This window comes from Clostridium sulfidigenes (assembly GCF_000732635.1).
Classification (GTDB): Bacteria; Bacillota; Clostridia; order Clostridiales; family Clostridiaceae; genus Clostridium_J; species Clostridium_J sulfidigenes.
Map to the genome: position 1 here is coordinate 26,761 of NZ_JPMD01000015.1, position 18,339 is coordinate 45,099.

Annotated in this window: 17 protein-coding genes; 12 read left to right on the forward strand and 5 right to left on the reverse strand. The window is 30.5% G+C overall.

Going from position 1 to position 18,339, the window contains the following annotated elements:
- Positions 1–9 precede the first annotated feature (9 nt).
- The 3 genes from IO99_RS06755 to IO99_RS06765 all read left to right on the forward strand — a co-directional run bounded on the left by IO99_RS06755 (position 10) and on the right by IO99_RS06765 (position 1,887).
- Positions 10–693, forward strand: a complete 684-nt coding sequence (locus tag IO99_RS06755) for an amino acid ABC transporter ATP-binding protein (RefSeq protein ID WP_035131661.1) — start codon at positions 10–12, stop codon at positions 691–693.
- 227 nt (positions 694–920) lie between these two features.
- Positions 921–1,274: a YxeA family protein gene (locus IO99_RS06760; protein ID WP_035131663.1), complete on the forward strand. Its 354-nt coding sequence runs from the start codon at positions 921–923 to the stop codon at positions 1,272–1,274.
- A gap of 85 nt (positions 1,275–1,359) precedes the next feature.
- Complete coding sequence (locus IO99_RS06765; RefSeq protein ID WP_035131665.1) at positions 1,360–1,887, forward strand: DUF5662 family protein; 528 nt, start codon at positions 1,360–1,362, stop codon at positions 1,885–1,887.
- A gap of 54 nt (positions 1,888–1,941) precedes the next feature.
- Here the strand turns inward: IO99_RS06765 and IO99_RS06770 are convergent, their stop codons facing one another.
- Genes IO99_RS06770 through IO99_RS06780 form a run of 3 tightly spaced genes read right to left on the reverse strand, consistent with a single transcriptional unit; the run spans position 1,942 to position 4,539 of the window.
- The gene (locus tag IO99_RS06770) at positions 1,942–3,273 is read right to left on the reverse strand and encodes a hypothetical protein (RefSeq protein WP_035131667.1); all 1,332 of its coding nucleotides are present in this window, start codon (positions 3,271–3,273) and stop codon (positions 1,942–1,944) included.
- Positions 3,255–4,163: an ATP-binding cassette domain-containing protein gene (locus IO99_RS06775; protein WP_035131669.1), complete on the reverse strand. Its 909-nt coding sequence runs from the start codon at positions 4,161–4,163 to the stop codon at positions 3,255–3,257. The genes IO99_RS06770 and IO99_RS06775 overlap by 19 nt, the downstream gene beginning before the upstream one ends.
- 1 nt (position 4,164) lies before the next feature.
- On the reverse strand, positions 4,165–4,539 hold the full coding sequence (locus tag IO99_RS06780; protein WP_035131671.1) for a GntR family transcriptional regulator: 375 nt from the start codon (positions 4,537–4,539) through the stop codon (positions 4,165–4,167).
- Between the two features lie 769 nt (positions 4,540–5,308).
- On the opposite strand from IO99_RS06780, the gene IO99_RS06785 reads away from it, so the two are divergent.
- The 4 genes from IO99_RS06785 (at position 5,309) to IO99_RS06800 (ending at position 9,850) form a co-directional block, all read left to right on the forward strand.
- A complete protein-coding gene (locus IO99_RS06785) occupies positions 5,309–6,814 on the forward strand; it encodes a YfcC family protein (RefSeq protein ID WP_035131673.1) in 1,506 nt (501 codons plus the stop codon).
- A gap of 303 nt (positions 6,815–7,117) precedes the next feature.
- Entirely contained in the window at positions 7,118–9,025 is a 1,908-nt protein-coding gene (locus tag IO99_RS06790; protein WP_035131675.1) for an OPT family oligopeptide transporter, read from the forward strand.
- A gap of 103 nt (positions 9,026–9,128) precedes the next feature.
- On the forward strand, positions 9,129–9,494 hold the full coding sequence (locus IO99_RS06795; RefSeq protein WP_035131677.1) for a PqqD family protein: 366 nt from the start codon (positions 9,129–9,131) through the stop codon (positions 9,492–9,494).
- Between the two features lie 2 nt (positions 9,495–9,496).
- Positions 9,497–9,850: a hypothetical protein gene (locus IO99_RS06800; protein WP_051823975.1), complete on the forward strand. Its 354-nt coding sequence runs from the start codon at positions 9,497–9,499 to the stop codon at positions 9,848–9,850.
- A gap of 68 nt (positions 9,851–9,918) precedes the next feature.
- On the opposite strand, the gene IO99_RS06805 is transcribed toward IO99_RS06800, so the two are convergent.
- Positions 9,919–10,329 (reverse strand): hypothetical protein, encoded by a 411-nt coding sequence (locus IO99_RS06805; RefSeq protein ID WP_035131679.1) that lies wholly within the window; start codon positions 10,327–10,329, stop codon positions 9,919–9,921.
- A 367-nt stretch (positions 10,330–10,696) separates the two neighbouring features.
- On the opposite strand from IO99_RS06805, the gene IO99_RS06810 reads away from it, so the two are divergent.
- The 4 genes from IO99_RS06810 (at position 10,697) to IO99_RS06825 (ending at position 16,637) form a co-directional block, all read left to right on the forward strand.
- Positions 10,697–11,608: a trans-4-hydroxy-L-proline dehydratase activase gene (locus tag IO99_RS06810; RefSeq protein ID WP_156964313.1), complete on the forward strand. Its 912-nt coding sequence runs from the start codon at positions 10,697–10,699 to the stop codon at positions 11,606–11,608.
- A gap of 3 nt (positions 11,609–11,611) precedes the next feature.
- Positions 11,612–13,984 (forward strand): trans-4-hydroxy-L-proline dehydratase, encoded by a 2,373-nt coding sequence (gene hypD, locus IO99_RS06815; protein WP_035131683.1) that lies wholly within the window; start codon positions 11,612–11,614, stop codon positions 13,982–13,984.
- A gap of 170 nt (positions 13,985–14,154) precedes the next feature.
- Positions 14,155–14,955, forward strand: a complete 801-nt coding sequence (gene proC / locus IO99_RS06820; protein WP_035131685.1) for a pyrroline-5-carboxylate reductase — start codon at positions 14,155–14,157, stop codon at positions 14,953–14,955.
- Between the two features lie 260 nt (positions 14,956–15,215).
- Complete coding sequence (locus tag IO99_RS06825; protein WP_035131687.1) at positions 15,216–16,637, forward strand: DUF7948 domain-containing protein; 1,422 nt, start codon at positions 15,216–15,218, stop codon at positions 16,635–16,637.
- Positions 16,638–16,700: 63 nt separating this feature from the next.
- On the opposite strand, the gene IO99_RS06830 is transcribed toward IO99_RS06825, so the two are convergent.
- A complete protein-coding gene (locus IO99_RS06830) occupies positions 16,701–17,237 on the reverse strand; it encodes a nitroreductase family protein (protein ID WP_035131689.1) in 537 nt (178 codons plus the stop codon).
- A gap of 330 nt (positions 17,238–17,567) precedes the next feature.
- On the opposite strand from IO99_RS06830, the gene IO99_RS06835 reads away from it, so the two are divergent.
- Positions 17,568–18,197, forward strand: coding sequence for a site-2 protease family protein (locus IO99_RS06835; protein WP_035131698.1), 630 nt, complete (start codon positions 17,568–17,570; stop codon positions 18,195–18,197).
- The last annotated feature ends 142 nt before the right edge of the window (positions 18,198–18,339 follow it).

Genomic DNA, 18,339 nt, shown 5'->3' on the forward strand with positions numbered 1-18,339 from the left:
AGGAATATTGTGCTTAGAGTAATTGGATTAGAAAAAAGTTTTGGTGATAGTAAAGTTTTAAAAGGTGTAAACCTTGAAATAAAAGAAGGGGAAATTACTGTTATAGTAGGACCCTCTGGAGGTGGAAAAACAACCCTTCTTAGGTGTATAAGTGGATTAACTAAACCTGATAAGGGTTCTATAATAATAAACAACAAGTATTTATACAAAGATGGAGAAGGGGCTCATAGAAAGGAAAAGTTGGAAATACCTATGGATGTGGGGCTAGTATTTCAAAATTTTAATTTATTCCCACATATGAATGTTTTGGAAAATATTACAGAAGCTCCAAGGGTAGTATTGGGAGTTGGTATTGAAGAAGCTAAAAATAAAGCCAAAGAAATATTAGGTTTTTTAGGACTTGCAAATAAAGAAAATAGCTATCCATTTCAACTTTCAGGGGGACAAAAACAGCGAGTTGCCATAGGAAGGGCACTTGCAATGAATCCAAAACTTATATGTTTTGATGAACCAACCTCTGCCCTAGATCCAAGCATCACTGAAGAAGTAGCGAATCTTATAAAAAAATTAAGTATTGAAAAGGGCATGACAGTTTTAATTATTACTCATGATATGACTTTTGCAACTATAGTAGCTGATAGAATTTTATCCATGGATAACGGAGTATTAAAAAATGAACATATGTATATTTAAAGTGAGGATAATCTCTTTATGATGGGATTATCCTTCTTTTTGTTTATTATTAAGTAAAGTTTGATATAAAAAATATGTAACGACAAGCTATATCTGTAATTAAAAGAGAAGTTAGAACTTTTCATGGAATTCTTACAATAATGAAAGACTAATGTAATAGATGTAAATATGAAGTTAGTTATAAAAAACATATAATTTACTTAAAAGAAACTATAGGAGGATATAAAATGAAAAAATTAATAGGAATTATTGTAAGTATAATAATAGTAGGTGGAGTTTTATTGTTAGTAAGTTCTAACGGTATAATTAATCTAGGTTCAACAAAGTATTACGTTAAAACTGTCAGTAAATATAAGGATATAACAAGTGAGAATAGTGGAGGATACAATACGTATGAGTATAAAATAAATGGGTATGATAAAGATGGAAATGAGAAATTAATTACATTTATAACGTCAAAGATACTAAAGGTTGATAGATATTTAAAGGTATATGTTAAGGGTGAAAAAACAAAGAGTTATGAAGAAGTTGAAATAAAAGAACTACCCGATAAGGTAAAAGAAATCTATAAATTAAATTAGTTTATTATTCAATGTTTTTATTTGAGAAGGAAATTATGTTAATATAGGACTAGAGAAAACATAATTTTTAGGGGATGAAAATACAATGAACGCAATTAATCACTTTAAGACTATAACAAAACATAAGTTATTAGTTATGAAATACTGCTTTAAGGTGGGGTTATATAAACAAGGAATATTACATGATCTTTCTAAGTACTCTTGGGTAGAATTTTCAGCAGGAATAAAGTATTACAGAGGAGATGTTAGTCCTAATGGAATACAAAAGAAGGTGGAAGGATATTCTAAGGCTTGGCTTCATCATAAGGGAAGAAATAAGCATCACTTAGAATATTGGATTGATTATGGTACGAAAATACAAGATGGAATAGTTGGTATGAAAATGCCCAATAATTATGTAGTTGAAATGTTTATTGACAGAATTTGCGCTTGTATGAATTATGAAAAAGAGAAGTATAAAGATAATTCGGCTTTAATATATTATGAAAGGGGTAAGGATTATCAAATTATTCATGAGGACAGTAGGGAATTATTAGAGCTTTTACTTAATAAGTTAGCAAGTGAAGGTGAACAGATAACTCTAGATTATATAAAAAAACAGATTTTAAAATAACATAATAAAGCCATCTGAAAGGAGAAATTACTCCTTTTAGATGGCTTTAATTTTTTAGTTTTTAAATTTTGTACCCTTAGGATAGATTATTTCTATACTACCATCACTGCTACCAGTCATGTGACCTGGATTACCTTTAAAGAGGGTTTTCCCTTTAAAGCAATCAAATTGAGACATTGTACCATAGGAGCTAAGAAGAATAACCTTTTGGTTTTCGTCATAAGTATAGTTAATATATAGTTTGTTATCCTCAAGTTTTGCTGTAACTATAGGGTTTTTGAAATAATTAAGATTTATATAGTCCACTTCATTGCAGGGAAGATGGTATTTTACAATAATATTTTCATAAATTTCTTCTATTGAGGAGTCGCTATACCGAGTAGTAAAAATATTTTCTTCATCTTCATTAAATTGAGTTACTATTTCAATAGGGATATCAGTGTTAAGATTAGTTAGAGCCACTTCTATTTCTTTTTCTTCAAAATTTTTAAAGGGGTTGTCGTTAACAAAGTCTATGGAATCAGATCCCATTTCACTAGTGCTATTGTATGGATAACTATGGGTAAAAACACTTAAAGATATCACAATGATAAAGCAGAAAAGGGCAATTCCACATAAAATAAATCTAGATTTAGTTGTATTTTTAGTCTCAGCTTTATAATATACTATAGTATTATTTATAACTACAGTCGAAATAAGTAAAATACCTAGGGTTATAGTACACTTTACAACAAATATGCCAAGGGAAGGTTCTTTAGTCCAAAAGCTAAAAAGATTTCCAATAGCAATGAACAGAGCTCCATTGTTAAAGAATGCAGCCACTACAAACATTATGAAAGTAATATAGAAATACATATGAAATTTTTTACTCAAAACATTGATTAACAAAGTCAGGGCAATTAACATGGAGCCGTAGAGTAAATTAACTATAAAACCTGAGATTAAGAAAGGTAAATTTATAGGATAAGCAAAAGATATATTAGAATTTAAACTTCCAATTAATGCCCAAATGTTATATTGAATTAGGTATAAAAGTAAAGAAGTTACTGACACTTTTAATAGAGTAATGTAGTTAAACAGAGCATAAGACATAAATCTTGTTTTATTATCCTGGGGAAAAGCTTGATGTTGATTATTGAAGGAGTTATACCACAATAAAGTTCCGATGCTTATACTAATTGCTAGGAAAAGACCATTAGTGGTATAGGTCTGTAGACTGTAGGTAGTTACATCTTTAGAATAAGTGAAAATATCCATAAGAGTTGCAATTAAATCAATTGAAAAAAAGGATGCAAGTAGTATATAAATTATCCAAAGTGCCTTTTTATGCTCTTTTGAGCGTATTTTATATAGATTATTAATATTTTTTAATTGTCTTTTATCCATAACTCCTCCATGCCTCCATTATAATTATTTTCAGTCAGATAAATATATAGCTCTTCTGGACTGATTCTTGAAATATTCAAATTGTTAGTTGATATCTCTATCTCTAAAGATTCTGTAATTAAGCCTTCTATTATTGCAAAGGAGGTTATGTTACTAAAATCTTTATATAGTACTTTTTTATCTTTAATGAAATTTACTAAATTATCAGGATTTCCATCTACTCTATAGGCAGACTCCTTTATAGTATCCATAGCTTCATATAAAACTAAAGACCCATTATTAATTATTACTAGTTCTGAAAGAATATTTTCCAACTCCGATAAAATGTGACTAGAAATAATTATAGTTCGTGGATGTTCTATATAATCTCGTAGTATGATATCATAAACAGATTTACGAGTTTTAATATCCATGCCTAAAATTGGTTCATCAAACATGGTAACCTTGGCACGACAGGAAATACCACATATAAAGTTAAATAAACTTCTCATACCTTGAGATAAATTTTTATACTTAATTTTCATTTTAAGATTAAAATGTTTTAAAAGGTTTTCTGCAAACTTAAGGTCGAAGTTAGGGTACATCATATTATAATACTCAACAATTCTACCTAGACATAAGTTAGATTCATAGGACATATTATGATAGCTATATACAATTTCCTCTAATACGGATAAATTATCCATGGGGTCTTCGCCTAAAACCATTAATTCTCCTTCAGTTTTCTCAATTAGACCTGCGCATAGTTTCATAAAAGTAGTTTTTCCTGAGCCATTACTACCGATTAAACCTATGAGTTGATTTTCATTTATTTCTACAGATAGATTATCTATAGCCACCTTAGATTTATATCTTTTAAAAAGATTTCTAGCTATAATGCAAGAAGTCATATTATTTATCCTCCTTATAGTGTTTTTTTATAGTTTCAAGTACATAATCTTGAGATAAGTCTAATTTTTTTGCTGTATTGACTAGATCTTTTACCAGTTTTTCGAAGGTTTCATTTTTCCTTCTATTCATAATTTTTTTCTTTGCATTGGGAGTTATAATCATAGCTAATCCTCTTTGTTTTTCAAGAATACCTCTTCCTACTAATAAATTAATTCCCTTAGCTGCAGTAGCAGGGTTAACTGTAAGCTCTTTGGCGATTACTAATTGAGAGTAGCAAGTACCACTTTCTTCTAAAGTTCCACTAAGAATATCATCTTCAATAGCATTTGCAATTTGAACATATATAGGAACTAGGCTATTTACATCTATTTTCAAGGGTAAACCTCCTTTGTTTCAGGGACTACATTACATGAGTAATGTAGTATTGTACTTTTAGTATATTATCATTAGGAATTAATGTCAATTTGTTTTTAAAAAATAATTAGAATATAAAATAATAATACTTTTATAATATAGATTCAAAACTTATACAAATGAACATAAAATGAACACAAATGTGAATATACAGGTGTAATACTGAGAATTAATAAGAAATAAGGGGTAAAAAGGGGAAAAAGAGCGAATATGATACTTTATTTTTTTGTGATTTTATAGTAATATAATTATAGAATATCGATAAATATTGACTCTCAAAGTCAAAATTTGTTGGATTTATATCTAAAATCTTAAAGTACATAGGACAAGTTATTATTTATATGTGTAAAGAAAGTTATGAGTATAATATACAATATAAAATTATTATGAAATAAATAAAAAAATTGATAAGATGGAATGCTGGAAATTATAGAATTTATGCCGTGAAATGGCTAAAAATTTTTTCATAGGTCTGAAAACGTTTAAAGAGCGATGAGGACTAGAATCTTAAATTAAAGCATAAAAATTCTTAATTCATAGGATAATTATACAAAAATATATGAATGTTTCTCATTATTTCATAAAAGTGTGTATATTTAAGAGCATGTTACTAATGAAAAATCTTTATTGGCTTATGAATAAAATATTAACTATGTGCTTAAAGTAGATATAAATAATTTAAGCTACTATATGTGGCAAGCACTAATACTAAATTATTGGAGGGATTTACATGGCAAAGAATAAAAGGAAATTATCATTTCCAACTGCTTTTACAGTATTAATTATAGTATTGCTTTTAGCAGCAGCGCTAACTTATGTGATACCAGCTGGTTCATATTCAAAGTTATCTTATAATGCAGATAGCACTGTGTTTGAGATTACTGCTCCCAATGGAGATATAAAAGAAATGCCTGGTACTCAAGAAACTTTAGATGAACTTAAGGTTACTGGTGACATTTCTAAATTTGAAGATGGTAGTATTAATAAACCAGTAGCTATACCAGGTACTTATGAAAAAGTTGAACAAAGTCCACAAGGTATAATTGATATAATTCTATCACCTATTAACGGAGTATATGATACTATAGATATAATTTTATTTGTATTTATTATAGGTGGAGTTATTGGAGTATTAAATAACATTGGTGCATTTAATGCAGGGATTGCGAGTCTTTCAAGATTAACTAAAGGAAAAGAATACATATTGATAGTATTTATTACTTTCTTGATTTCTCTTGGAGGTACTACTTTTGGACTGGCAGAGGAAACAATAGCCCTGTATCCAATAATGGTTCCCGTATTCTTAGCTGCAAACTATGATGTTATGGTATGTATTGCAGCAATATACATGGGTTCTTCTATAGGAAGTATGTTCTCAACAGTAAACCCATTCTCAGTAGTTATAGGTTCTAATGCTGCTGGAATAAGCTTTACAAATGGACTTAACTTCAGAATTATTGCTTTTGTTCTTGGTACTTTAATAACTATAATATATATTTTAAGATATGCTAAGAAAGTTAAAGCAGATCCAAGTAAATCATTAACATTTGCAGACAAAGAAAAAATTGAAGCTAAATTTGCTAGTCAAGGAGAAGCACCAGAATTAACTTTAAGATTCAAAATTATATTGTTAATATTCCTTTTAACCTTTGTAGTTATGATTTATGGAGTTTCTTCTTTGGATTGGTGGTTCGCAGAAATGACAGCTCTATTCTTAGTAACTGGTATAATTATTGGATTCCTATCAAAATTAGGGGAGAAAGAGTTTGTAAACCAATTCGTAACTGGAGCTGCTGATTTAATGAGTGTTGCATTAGTTATAGGGGTTGCTAGAAGTATTAACCTTGTATTAGAAAATGGTATGATTTCTGATACTATACTTAACTTCTTCTCTAACGCTATAGCAGGTATGAATGGAAATATATTTATAGTACTAATGCTTTTAATATTTATAGTACTTGGATTCTTTATTCCTTCTTCATCAGGATTGGCTGTTCTATCCATTCCAATTATGGCTCCTCTTGCAGATTCAGTTGGACTTTCAAGAGATGTTATAATTTCAGCCTATGTATACGGATTAGGATTAATTTCCTTTATTACTCCAACAGGATTGATCCTTGCAACATTAGAGATGGTTGATGTAACTTATGACAAGTGGTTAAAATTTATCATGCCTCTAATGGGATATATAGCAGCATTTAGTGCAATAATGCTATTAATACAAGTTAACTTTTAATATGAAATAGTAAAACTTTATAGAATTTTAAAATATACCTCATAGGATAGGCTAATTATAGTCTATCCTAGGGGGTATTTTTTTTATATATGATAGTTATTTTTTTGATTTAGCAATACAAGAAATAAAAGTTGTTATAGTTAAATATTTAACGTAAATAATAATTTATAAAAAATATTAACTATAAATAGTATATTAGTTATAAGTTTCATAAAAAATAATATAATGTAATATAGCATATTGTAAAACAAAACAAGGGGTGCTACAATATGTAATAAGATGAATAAATAGGGAGGGAATTTGATGAAAAAAGAAGACAGTTTTAAACCGTTCATTTCTGCTGAAAAAGTCGTACCCGAATTTACATTAACATCTATTATTTTAGGAATTTTACTGGCAGTACTTTTCGGTGGAGCCAATGCTTACTTAGGTCTTAGAGTTGGTATGACAGTATCAGCTTCAATTCCAGCAGCGGTTATCTCAATGGGAGTTATACGTGTTATTCTAAGAAAAGACTCCATTCTTGAAAACAACATAGTTCAGACAATTGGTTCTGCTGGTGAATCACTTGCAGCTGGAGCTATTTTCACATTACCAGCATTATTTATGTGGGCATCAGAATGGGGAACAGAAGCACCATCTTTGCTGGAAATTGGAATTATCGCACTTTGTGGTGGTATTCTCGGTGTTTTATTTATGGTACCACTTCGTAAAGCTCTTATTGTTGAAGAACATGGAGTGCTCCCGTATCCAGAAGGAACTGCTTGTGCAGAAGTTCTACTTGCTGGTGAACAGGGAGGAGCAAAATCTTCTACAGTATTTGCAGGTCTTGGAATAGCTGCATTATACAAATTTATTGCTGATGGATTAAAGTTATTTCCAAGTGAAGTACATTATGAACTTACAGGCTATAAGGGATCTGGAGTAGGTATAGACGTACTTCCAGCACTAGCAGGAGTAGGTTATATATGTGGACCTAAGATATCTGCATACATGTTATCTGGTGGAATAGTTGCATGGTTTGTATTAATGCCATTAATTAGTTTATTTGGTGGAGATGCAGTTATATATCCAGGCGCAGATCCTATAAGTGCTATGGATTCATTTACAATTTGGAGCAAATATATCCGTTACATCGGTGCAGGTGCTGTTGCAATGGGTGGTATTTTAAGCTTAGTGAAGTCACTACCATTAATTGTGAAAACATTTAGGCAAGCGATGAAGAGCTATGGTAGAAGTAACACTATTAGTGACCTTAGAACAGAACAAGACTTACCTATGAAAGGTATTTTAGCAGCTTGCTTAATAATTATTATATTAATGTGGCTAGTACCTGTAATTCCTGTAAATCTAGTTGGTGCAATTATAATTGTAGTATTTGGATTCTTCTTTGCCACAGTATCTTCTAGAATGGTAGGATTAGTAGGAAGTAGTAATAACCCAGTATCAGGAATGGCAATTGGAACATTATTGTTTGCAACAATTATTTTAAAAGCTACAGGAACTATTGGACAAGAGGGTATGACTGCTGCAATCGCAATTGGTTCAATTATATGTATTATAGCAGCTATTGCTGGTGATACATCACAGGATTTAAAAACTGGTTATATCATTGGTGCAACACCTAAAAAACAACAAATCGGCGAGTTAATTGGAGTGCTAGTATCTGCCATAGCTATAGGTGGAGTGTTATACCTATTAAATAAGGCATGGGGGTATGGTTCTACAGAATTACCAGCGCCACAGGCAACATTAATGAAGATGGTAGTAGAAGGTGTTATGGAAGGAAATCTTCCTTGGGCACTAGTATTTGCAGGTGCAGGTATTGCAATTGTAATTGAGATACTAGGAATTCCAGTATTACCATTTGCTGTAGGACTTTATTTACCAATTCACTTAAGTACACCAATTATGGCTGGTGGATTAGTAAGATTATACTTTGATAAGAAGAAAAATGTTTCAGAAGAAGAAAGAGGTCAAGTTGTTGAGAATGGTATTTTATATACCTCAGGTTTAATTGCTGGTGAAGGATTAGTAGGTATTTTACTTGCAGTATTTGCAATTATCCCAATTGGAGCATCCACTCTTGGTGATGTAATTAATATTTCAGAAACTATAAGTTTAGGTAATATTGGTGGTTTAATCTTCTTCTTGTTCTTAATATTCACAATATTCAAATTCAGTGCATCTAAAAAGAAGATTAGAAGATAGAAATTATTTCTTGCAATAGTCTATTAAAATAAAAAATAAAAAATAAGTTATCCGACCTAGGGAAAACCTAGGCCGGATATTATTTAATAGGAAGTGAATAGTCATGTTAAATAAAGAAAAAAGTGCACAGAAGGAAAATTATTTAGATTACATTCCAAAGAAAAATGAAGAGTATACTTGGTCTGTAAATGAAAAAAAACTAGTAGTAGTAGATATACCTAATAAAGGAATTCATAATAGAATTGCTCAAAAATTCTTCCACAAACCTAAAGTTAGCCATATAGAGCTAGATGCCTATGGGACTTTTATATGGAATTATATTGATGGTAAAAATACAATATTTGGTATTTCTGAAGAAGTAAAGAAACACTTTGGTAAAGAAGCAGAGCCCTTACTAAACCGGTTAGTAAAATTTTTTCAAATTCTTCACGAGAATAAATTTATTCTTTACCTAGGGAAGGAGAATTAATAATGCCAAATGGAATGCAGACGATTATAGGTATTTTATTATTTGCAGTAGCTACTGCTATTATATATGCATGGGGACTAAAAAAATCAGGTGCACAACAGAAGGATCTTTTACAAATCTTATATAGCAAGGGTGCCCAAAAAGTAATTAAGAAGTTAAAAATACAAAAGTTCATTACAAAATCGGAAATAGAGCAAGAAGTTTTAGGCGTTACAGCTTCCCAATTCTATAGCAGAAAAAAAGCTGTAGTCACTGACAAAAAAGAATTTACAAGAACTTTAATAGAATTTATGATGAATAAAAATCTTATTATGGAAGATATTGAGAGTAATAAAAGGGTATATAAATTGAGATAATAAAAATAAATTAAATATAACAAAAGTGTGCACAATCATAGGATTTTGCACACTTTTTATATAACTAATTATAAAGTTTTTGGTGGTTTTCTCCAAAGAGTTTCATTTACTGCTCTTACAGTATTAGTAAACTTTTCACAAGTAACAGAAATTTCTATTTTTTCTTCTGAAGATAACCTTTCACTAGAGAATAATCTCTTTATTCCATAGCCAAAGCCTAAGGTTCCAAAGCCGAACTGCATTTCAGGAATTCTGCCCTTGCTTAGATTCATATCCATAGGTTTTTGATTTTTTAATATATCTTGCTTAGTTTCGGCAGGATGTTTATCCCAGAAGTACTTATATTCAGGGTTTAATTTATATGCAGTTTCATGAACTTCCTTAAATAAAGTGAACTTTACATAAATATTATTCATGGCATTTTCTAATCTTTTTCTTGCTTTTGCATTTGCTTTTTCAATCTTTTTTTCCTTTGACATTAAAATTCCTCCAAAATCACTATATGTATATAATAATTAGTATTCAAACAAATAATAAGGTATAAATATCATTATATATAGAATTCTTTACAAATGCAAACTTTTACACAGTCATGTGAAGAATTATGTGTTACAATAGTTGCCGCTGTAATTGATTAAAGTTAGTCTATCAAATTAAAGATATAGTAAGAATAAAAAAATGTATGAAGTTTTATAGATTTACAACATATTTATGAAAATATACTATTTGACATTGGATATAATAAATTTTATAATTAAAGTGAAAATATAATTAAATAAATTCATATGTATGAATTTATTTTTAAGAGTATAAATTTTATTTATCAATGTGAGTTGAGGTGATATGTTGAACTTGCCAAAGATTATTAATATTCAAAAGTATTCTATCCATGATGGGAATGGAATTCGTACCACCATTTTTTTCAAGGGATGTCCACTATCTTGTCTATGGTGTCATAATCCAGAAAGTCAAAATTATAGTGAAGAACTTATGTACAATGAAGAAAAATGTACAGGGTGTATGGCATGTATAGATAGTTGTCCTCAAAGGGCAATTTCAAAGGAAGAAAAATGCGTTGTTACAGATAAAATCAAGTGTGATCTTTGTAAGGAATGTATTGACTATTGTGTAAATAATGCTCGTGAAATTGTGGGGAAAGAATATACAGTAGCACAGCTTGTTAAGGAAGCAGAAAAAGATAGAATGTTTTATGAGGAATCAAGTGGAGGGATTACATTATCTGGCGGAGAGGTTATGACTCAAAACATGGACTATATAGAAGAATTATTAAAAAAGTTGAAGAAAAAGGGATATAACATTGCCATTGATACTTGTGGTCAAGCTCCCTACGAAAATTATAATAGAATACTTAAGTATGTAGATACTTTTTTATATGATATAAAACTTATGGATAATGAAAAGCATATAAAATATATAGGAAAGTCTAATAATCTTATTCTTGAAAACTTAAAAAAGTTAAGTGAAGCTGGAGCAAATATCAATATAAGGATACCCTTGGTAGAAGGGGTTAATGCAGATGATGAATCTATAGAAGAATTAATAAAATTTTTAAAGAATAATATAAATGTACATAAGATAAATTTACTTCCTTATCATAATACAGGGAAGAGCAAATATGAAAGACTTCAAAAGGTCTATGAAGGAGTTAACTTTGAAGCACCTAGTAAGGAAAGAATGGAGACTGTAAAGGGGAAATTTGAAAAGGCTGGATTTATAAATATAAAAATAGGAGGTTAATTCATGGAAAGAGGCATGAATGAAAGAATAAAAAAATTAAGGACTCAAAGTGTAAACACTGTTCCTCATATATACATGGAGAGAGCTAAGCTAATGACTGAGGCCTATAAGAAGTATGAAGGTTCTGTATCAATTCCAGAAATGAGAGCTTTAGCATTTAAGTATTTTATGGAGAACAAAACTTTATGTATTAATGATGGGGAACTTATAGTTGGAGAAAAAGGAGATGGACCACAGGCAGCTCCAACATTTCCAGAACTATGTTGTCATACCCTTGAAGATATGCACATAATGAATGATAGAGAATTAATTTGCTTTAAAGTAAATGAAGAGGATTTAATAACTCAGGAGGAAGAAATTATTCCTTACTGGAAAAAAAGATCTATTAGAAATAAAATTATAAATGCCATGAGTGATAAGTGGAAGTCATGTTATGAAAGTGGAATTTTTACTGAGTTCATGGAGCAAAGAGGTCCAGGGCATACAGTAGGCTCTGAAAATATATACAAAAAAGGATTCTTAGATTATAAAAATGAAATTAAGGAAGCTATATGTAAATTGGATTTTTTAAATGACAAAGAAGCATTTTCTAAAAGAGAGCAACTAAATGCTATGAGTATTAGCTGTGATGCTATTATGATTCTAGGAGACAGATATGCTAAATATGCTAGAAAGCTAGCTAGCAGAGAAACAGATGAGAGAAGAAAAAAGGAGCTGCTTCAAATTGCAGAGAACTGTGAAGTAGTACCAGCCCATGCTCCAAGGACTTACTGGCAAGCAATACAGATGTATTGGTTTGTTCATTTAGGAGTAACTACAGAATTAAACCCTTGGGATGCATATAGTCCAGGGAGACTTGACCAACACTTAAATCCTTTCTATGAAAGAGATGCAGAGGAAGGTTTTTTAGATGAAGATAAGGCTAAGGAACTTTTGGAATGTCTATGGATTAAGTTTAATAATCAACCATCACCTCCAAAGGTAGGAGTAACCTTAAAGGAAAGTGGTACCTACACTGACTTTGCTAACATTAACACTGGTGGAATTACACCTGAAGGGCAAGATGGAGTAAATGATATAAGTTATTTAATCCTAGATTGCATGGATGAAATGCAGCTGCTTCAGCCAAGCTCAAATGTACAAATCAGTAAGAAAACCCCTAAGAGATTCCTTAAAAGAGCTTGTGAAATCTCTAGAGAGGGATGGGGTCAACCTGCCTTTTATAATACAGAGGCCATTGTACAAGAACTTCTTAATGCAGGTAAGTCCATAGAGGATGCAAGACGAGGTGGCACTAGTGGATGTGTTGAAACTGGAGCATTTGGAAATGAAGCTTATATTTTAACAGGATACTTTAACCTACCGAAGATATTAGAATTAACATTATTTAATGGATATGATAAAGTAAGTGGTAAGCAACTAGGATTAGAATTAGGATATGCTAGGGACTTTAAAAACTATGAAGAGTTATTTAATGCTTATAAAAAACAAATAGAATATTTTGCAGATATAAAAATAGAAGGAAGTAATATCATTGAAAAAATATATGCAGATTATATGCCTGCACCTTTTCTTTCAATTATAACTAATGATTGCATAAGAAAAGGAAAAGACTACAATGCAGGGGGAGCTCGTTACAATACTAACTATATACAAGGGGTTGGTATAGGAACTATTACTGATTCTCTAGCTGCTATAAAATATAATGTCTATGATAAAAAGAAATTTACCATGGGAAAATTGATAGAAGCCATAGAAAATAACTTTAAAGGCAATGAGATAATTGCAAATTTAGTTAGAAATAAAACTCCAAAATACGGTAATGACGATGATTATGCTGATGAAATCATGACATCAGTATTTGATGCGTATAATAAAATAATAACTGGTAGACCAAATGTTAAAGGTGGATGTTATAGAATCAATATGCTACCTACAACTTGTCACGTTTACTTTGGAGAGGTGATGATAGCTAGTCCGAATGGGCGGCTTGCTCATAAACCAGTATCAGAAGGAATATCACCTGAAAAGGGAGCAGATACTAATGGACCAACAGCAGTTATAAAATCAGCATCTAAGATGGATCATCTAAGAACTGGAGGAACTCTATTAAACCAAAAATTCACTCCAAGTGTAGTAGCAGGAGAAGAAGGGCTAGACCACATGGCTAACTTAGTAAGAGCTTACTTCAATATGGATGGACATCATATTCAATTCAATGTAATTGATAGAGAAACTTTAATAGAAGCTCAAAAACATCCTGAAGATTACAAGGATTTAATAGTAAGAGTTGCGGGTTACAGTGACCACTTCAGAAATCTAAGCAAAGAACTTCAGGATGAAATAATAAACAGAACAGAACAGCGATTTAACTGACACTCCAAATCTATGATTTGGTTAGTGGAAGTTACTCCTTCAAACGTATGTGAGAAGGAGTGTCCTTTTAAAAAAGAGAATCTTTGATTTAGTTAGTGGAAGTTACTCCACCGAGTGAATACCAGGTGGAGCATATTATAAAAAAATATAAATATAAAGGGGTCTTTAAAATGGCAATGAAGTTAGGATTTATTGGTTGTGGCAATATGGCAAAAGCTATGATCGGAGGAATTATTTCATCTAAGATTCTTAGTGCAGAGGAAATTATTGCTTCTGATTCATATGCTGAAGGATTAGCTAACACAAATAAGGAGCTAGGCATAAATATTACTGCTGATAATAAAGAAGTAGCAATGAATAGTCATGTGGTAGTTTTATCTATAAAGCCTCAATATTATGATAATGTAATTAAAGAAATTTCATCTGTGATTAAGGATGAAACTATCATAGTAACTATAGCACCAGGTCAAAGTCTTGAAAAATTACAAGGTCAATTTGGAAGAGCTGTGAAGATAGTTAGAACTATGCCAAATACTCCAGCTCTTGTAGGAGAAGGAATCACTGGAGTGTGTAAAAATGCTTTAGTCAGTGAAGAAGAATTAAATTATATATGTAATATTTTAAGTGGCTTTGGAAAAGCAGAAGTTGTAGAGGAAAGAATGATGGATGCCGTGATGGCTGTAAGTGGAAGCTCACCAGCTTATGTATTTATGTTTATAGAAGCCATGGCGGATGCAGCAGTAATGCAAGGAATGCCAAGAGACAAAGCTTACAAATTTGCAGCTCAAGCAGTTTATGGCAGTGCTAAAATGGTAATGGAAACAGGTAAACATCCAGGAGAATTAAAGGATATGGTATGTTCTCCAGGAGGTACAACTATAGAAGCGGTAAGAGTTTTAGAAGAAAAGGGTTTACGTAGCAGTGTCATTGAAGCTATGAAGGCTTGTGTGGAAAAGGCAGGAAAAATGTAGATATATTAAAGTTATCCCTTGTCTATTGATATCCCCAACATGTTAAATTATTATCACTTTTTAATATGTTACAATAGACAGTTAACCTTAGATTACAACACACAAACAATTAAAAGAACTATAGGAAGGATGTATGTCCTTCCTATAGTTCTTTTTGAATAAAAATTTATTATAATTATGAATTTAGCTTCACATATAATTTTACTTTGGAATACATTAATAATGATAAACTTTTAAATGAATTAAAAAGGAGTTTTAGAATGTTAAATGATATGGATGAGAAAGTAAATTCAAATAATATTTATCCCTTTGAATTTAATAATGGACAGAATCAGAAAGATGTAAAATATACAGTTACTAATGATGGATATATTATAATGTTTCTTAAAAATGAGATAATTATGGGGCTCAAAGAGACTAATAGTGTAACTACACTTAATTACGATGAAGAGCAATTAAAGGAAACTAAGAATACGGAAACTATTAATTTTTTTAAGATATTACTTAAGAATTCATTACCTGATGTTGAAATCATAGGAGAAGGTGAAGGTGATGAAAAGAAAAATTATTTTGATTTTGATGTACCTGATGAAGAAGTTATAGATGTACCTACTTATTCACAAATAAGGTATAAAGGAATTTATCACGGTATAGATTTATGTTTTGACTTTAATAATGGGGAGCTAGATTATAAATTTATACTTCAGCAAGGAACAAATCCAGAAATTATTAATATGACTTTTGAAGGCATAGAAAATATTAAATTAGATAGAGATAAAAATGCAGAAGTTAATATAAAAGAATGTAAGTTATCAGTTCTAAAATCTAGTGCTTATCAAAGTTATAGTGAAATAAATATAGAAGTAGCTAGTGAATTTAAGATTGAGGGGGATAGTTTATATATAAATGTAGGTCATTATGATAAAACTCTTCCTCTAGTTATTAAATCAGCACTATCATACTTCACATATATGAGAGGAGAAAGTGATGGTATGGAATATATAATAGAAAATGATAGCATAGAAAACATTGAAGTAAAGGATATAACAAATTCTTCTGATATAATGACTGATAGTCAAGGTGATTTACCAGTGGAGGAACCAAAGGAATCCAATATTAAAGGAGAAAGTGTTGACTGTGAAATGAATGTTTTGGATAGGGGGCATCATAAAAAACCAGACATTGAAGATGTTTATAATATTATTACAAATCCACATTATGGATTAGCAGAGATAAAAAGAGAAGTTAGAGCTATAGAAAGAAATGTTAAGGAGACCATATGTAGATTAGAAGCTAGAAATAGAGAAATTCAATGTAAACTAGACTGTATAATAGCGTGTATGAATTGTAAAAGAAAGTTTGCTTTAACTACTGATAGAGTAAGAAGAGAATGTAGAATAGCTAATTTATTTATTAATATAAGAAATAATTCTAGGACCCCAGTAGAATTAGAAATACGCAGAAAAAATATATGCAATGATAGAAGTAGGGTTTGCACTATTTGTATAACAGTAGGACCATGCTCATGTAAGGAAGTTATTTTCCGTAACATTCCAGATACCTATGAAATAGAAATTAGGGGAGTTACAGAAGATGTAAGAATAAGAGTAACAGAAGTATGTTGCGGAGATAATGGTTCTAGCAGACCAATAAGATTATGTAGAATACCTGATCCAAGTTAAAACTAATTATTTTATAATTTTAATAAAAGGCTAACTCAAAATTTTGAGTTAGCCTTCATATAATTACTCTATTACTTTTAAAATAGTATCTGCAAATTTACGTTTTGGCATTGCTACTTCTTCATCATAATACCCAATCGGAATAATTGAAACAATTTCCTCTGTATCAGGGATTCCAACAATTTCAGTTACCTTTGCTTCATCAAAGATACCTAGAATAACTGTACCTAGACCTAGTTCTTTAGCTTTTAATAAGAAAATCATGTTAGATAATCCGCAATCATACATTTGCCAACCATCACCCTTAGCAGAGTCAAAGCCACCATCACGAGTGTAACCAGATCTAAATTTAACTACACTAGATACTATAATAACAGGAGCGCTTTTACATGAAGGTTTATTAAAGTCAGGCATCGCTTCTATTATTGCTTCCTTTACTTTAGCGTCTTTAATTGCATAGTAACGAGTTACTTGAGAATTTTTCCAAGACGGAGCATAAGCAGCAGCGTTTACTATCTCCTCTATAATATCATTACTTACTTCTTTTGAGTTAAAGTTACGAATACTTCTTCTTGTTTCTATACACTTTTGAAATTCCATAATCAAACACCCTTTAATCTTTCTGTTTATATTTAGTTTCGTAAGATTTAGATAAAATAATTAGTCTTTTTAAAATTACCAAATCTAAGAAAAACTTAATTTCATTACTTATTATAGTATAGGATAGCAATGCCATGCAACTAAGAATTTTTTCTTTTTAAAATTATATGTAAATAAATGTAATAAATTAATAGTAATAATGATAAAATAACTATTACCAATATGTGAACATAATAAATTACTTATTGAAAACGTAACAAATAAATAATAATATACTATATAAAGAAGCAATATGTAGTAAAATAGGAATTCAAAAGGAGCAAAGTAATTATGAATATAAAAGAACTGATTTATCTTATACCGGCTATTCTTATTGCAGTATCTCTTCATGAATTTGCCCATGGGTATGTGTCTTATAAGCTAGGAGACCCAACACCAAAGGTAACGGGACGTCTTTCCCTAAATCCATTGGCACATTTAGATCCAGTAGGAACACTATGCCTTTTATTCTTTCGATTCGGATGGGCAAAACCTGTACAAGTAAACCCATATTATTATAAGGATAAAAGAAAGGGCATGGCACTGGTAGGATTAGCAGGTCCTACGATGAACTTTTTATTAGCTCTTATATGTGCTTTTGCCATAGAAATAATTCTAAAAATCACAGGAGGTTATGGTGGAGATGTGATTTTGTTCATATTTAATCTTCTTAACTATACTTATATAATTAATATAGGACTAGGCGTGTTTAATTTGATACCATTTCCACCACTAGATGGTTCCAAAATTATTGGAGCCCTATTACCAGAGGAGAAATACTTTAAGATTATGAAGTATGAAAGATATGGTCAATTAATTATATTTGCATTACTAATATTTAATTTTTTAGATATCCCGTTAGACATGGCAAGAAAAGGAGTAGACAGTATTATTTGGGGCATTGTGAATCTAGTTATATAATTAAATTTTAAATAACTAAAACTGAGCCTGCATTATGGACCAATGTTCCAATAACGGCACTTAATGTATCAACCATTGCAAAGATGATAACAAGAAAATTAAATCTCAGTAGAAAGCTAGATTCCAGTAAATAGTTTTGATA

What these genes read in the sequence shown, in the direction of transcription:
- IO99_RS06760 (WP_035131663.1), top strand. Translation starts at nt 921, where the DNA reads ATGAAAAAATTAATAGGAATTATTGTAAGTATAATAATAGTAGGTGGA.
- IO99_RS06765 (WP_035131665.1), top strand. Translation starts at nt 1,360, where the DNA reads ATGAACGCAATTAATCACTTTAAGACTATAACAAAACATAAGTTATTA.
- IO99_RS06770 (WP_035131667.1), bottom strand. Translation starts at nt 3,273, where the DNA reads ATGGATAAAAGACAATTAAAAAATATTAATAATCTATATAAAATACGC.
- IO99_RS06775 (WP_035131669.1), bottom strand. Translation starts at nt 4,163, where the DNA reads ATGACTTCTTGCATTATAGCTAGAAATCTTTTTAAAAGATATAAATCT.
- IO99_RS06785 (WP_035131673.1), top strand. Translation starts at nt 5,309, where the DNA reads ATGGCAAAGAATAAAAGGAAATTATCATTTCCAACTGCTTTTACAGTA.
- IO99_RS06790 (WP_035131675.1), top strand. Translation starts at nt 7,118, where the DNA reads ATGAAAAAAGAAGACAGTTTTAAACCGTTCATTTCTGCTGAAAAAGTC.
- IO99_RS06795 (WP_035131677.1), top strand. Translation starts at nt 9,129, where the DNA reads ATGTTAAATAAAGAAAAAAGTGCACAGAAGGAAAATTATTTAGATTAC.
- IO99_RS06800 (WP_051823975.1), top strand. Translation starts at nt 9,497, where the DNA reads ATGCCAAATGGAATGCAGACGATTATAGGTATTTTATTATTTGCAGTA.
- IO99_RS06805 (WP_035131679.1), bottom strand. Translation starts at nt 10,329, where the DNA reads ATGTCAAAGGAAAAAAAGATTGAAAAAGCAAATGCAAAAGCAAGAAAA.
- hypD (WP_035131683.1), top strand. Translation starts at nt 11,612, where the DNA reads ATGGAAAGAGGCATGAATGAAAGAATAAAAAAATTAAGGACTCAAAGT.
- proC (WP_035131685.1), top strand. Translation starts at nt 14,155, where the DNA reads ATGGCAATGAAGTTAGGATTTATTGGTTGTGGCAATATGGCAAAAGCT.
- IO99_RS06825 (WP_035131687.1), top strand. Translation starts at nt 15,216, where the DNA reads ATGTTAAATGATATGGATGAGAAAGTAAATTCAAATAATATTTATCCC.
- IO99_RS06830 (WP_035131689.1), bottom strand. Translation starts at nt 17,237, where the DNA reads ATGGAATTTCAAAAGTGTATAGAAACAAGAAGAAGTATTCGTAACTTT.
- IO99_RS06835 (WP_035131698.1), top strand. Translation starts at nt 17,568, where the DNA reads ATGAATATAAAAGAACTGATTTATCTTATACCGGCTATTCTTATTGCA.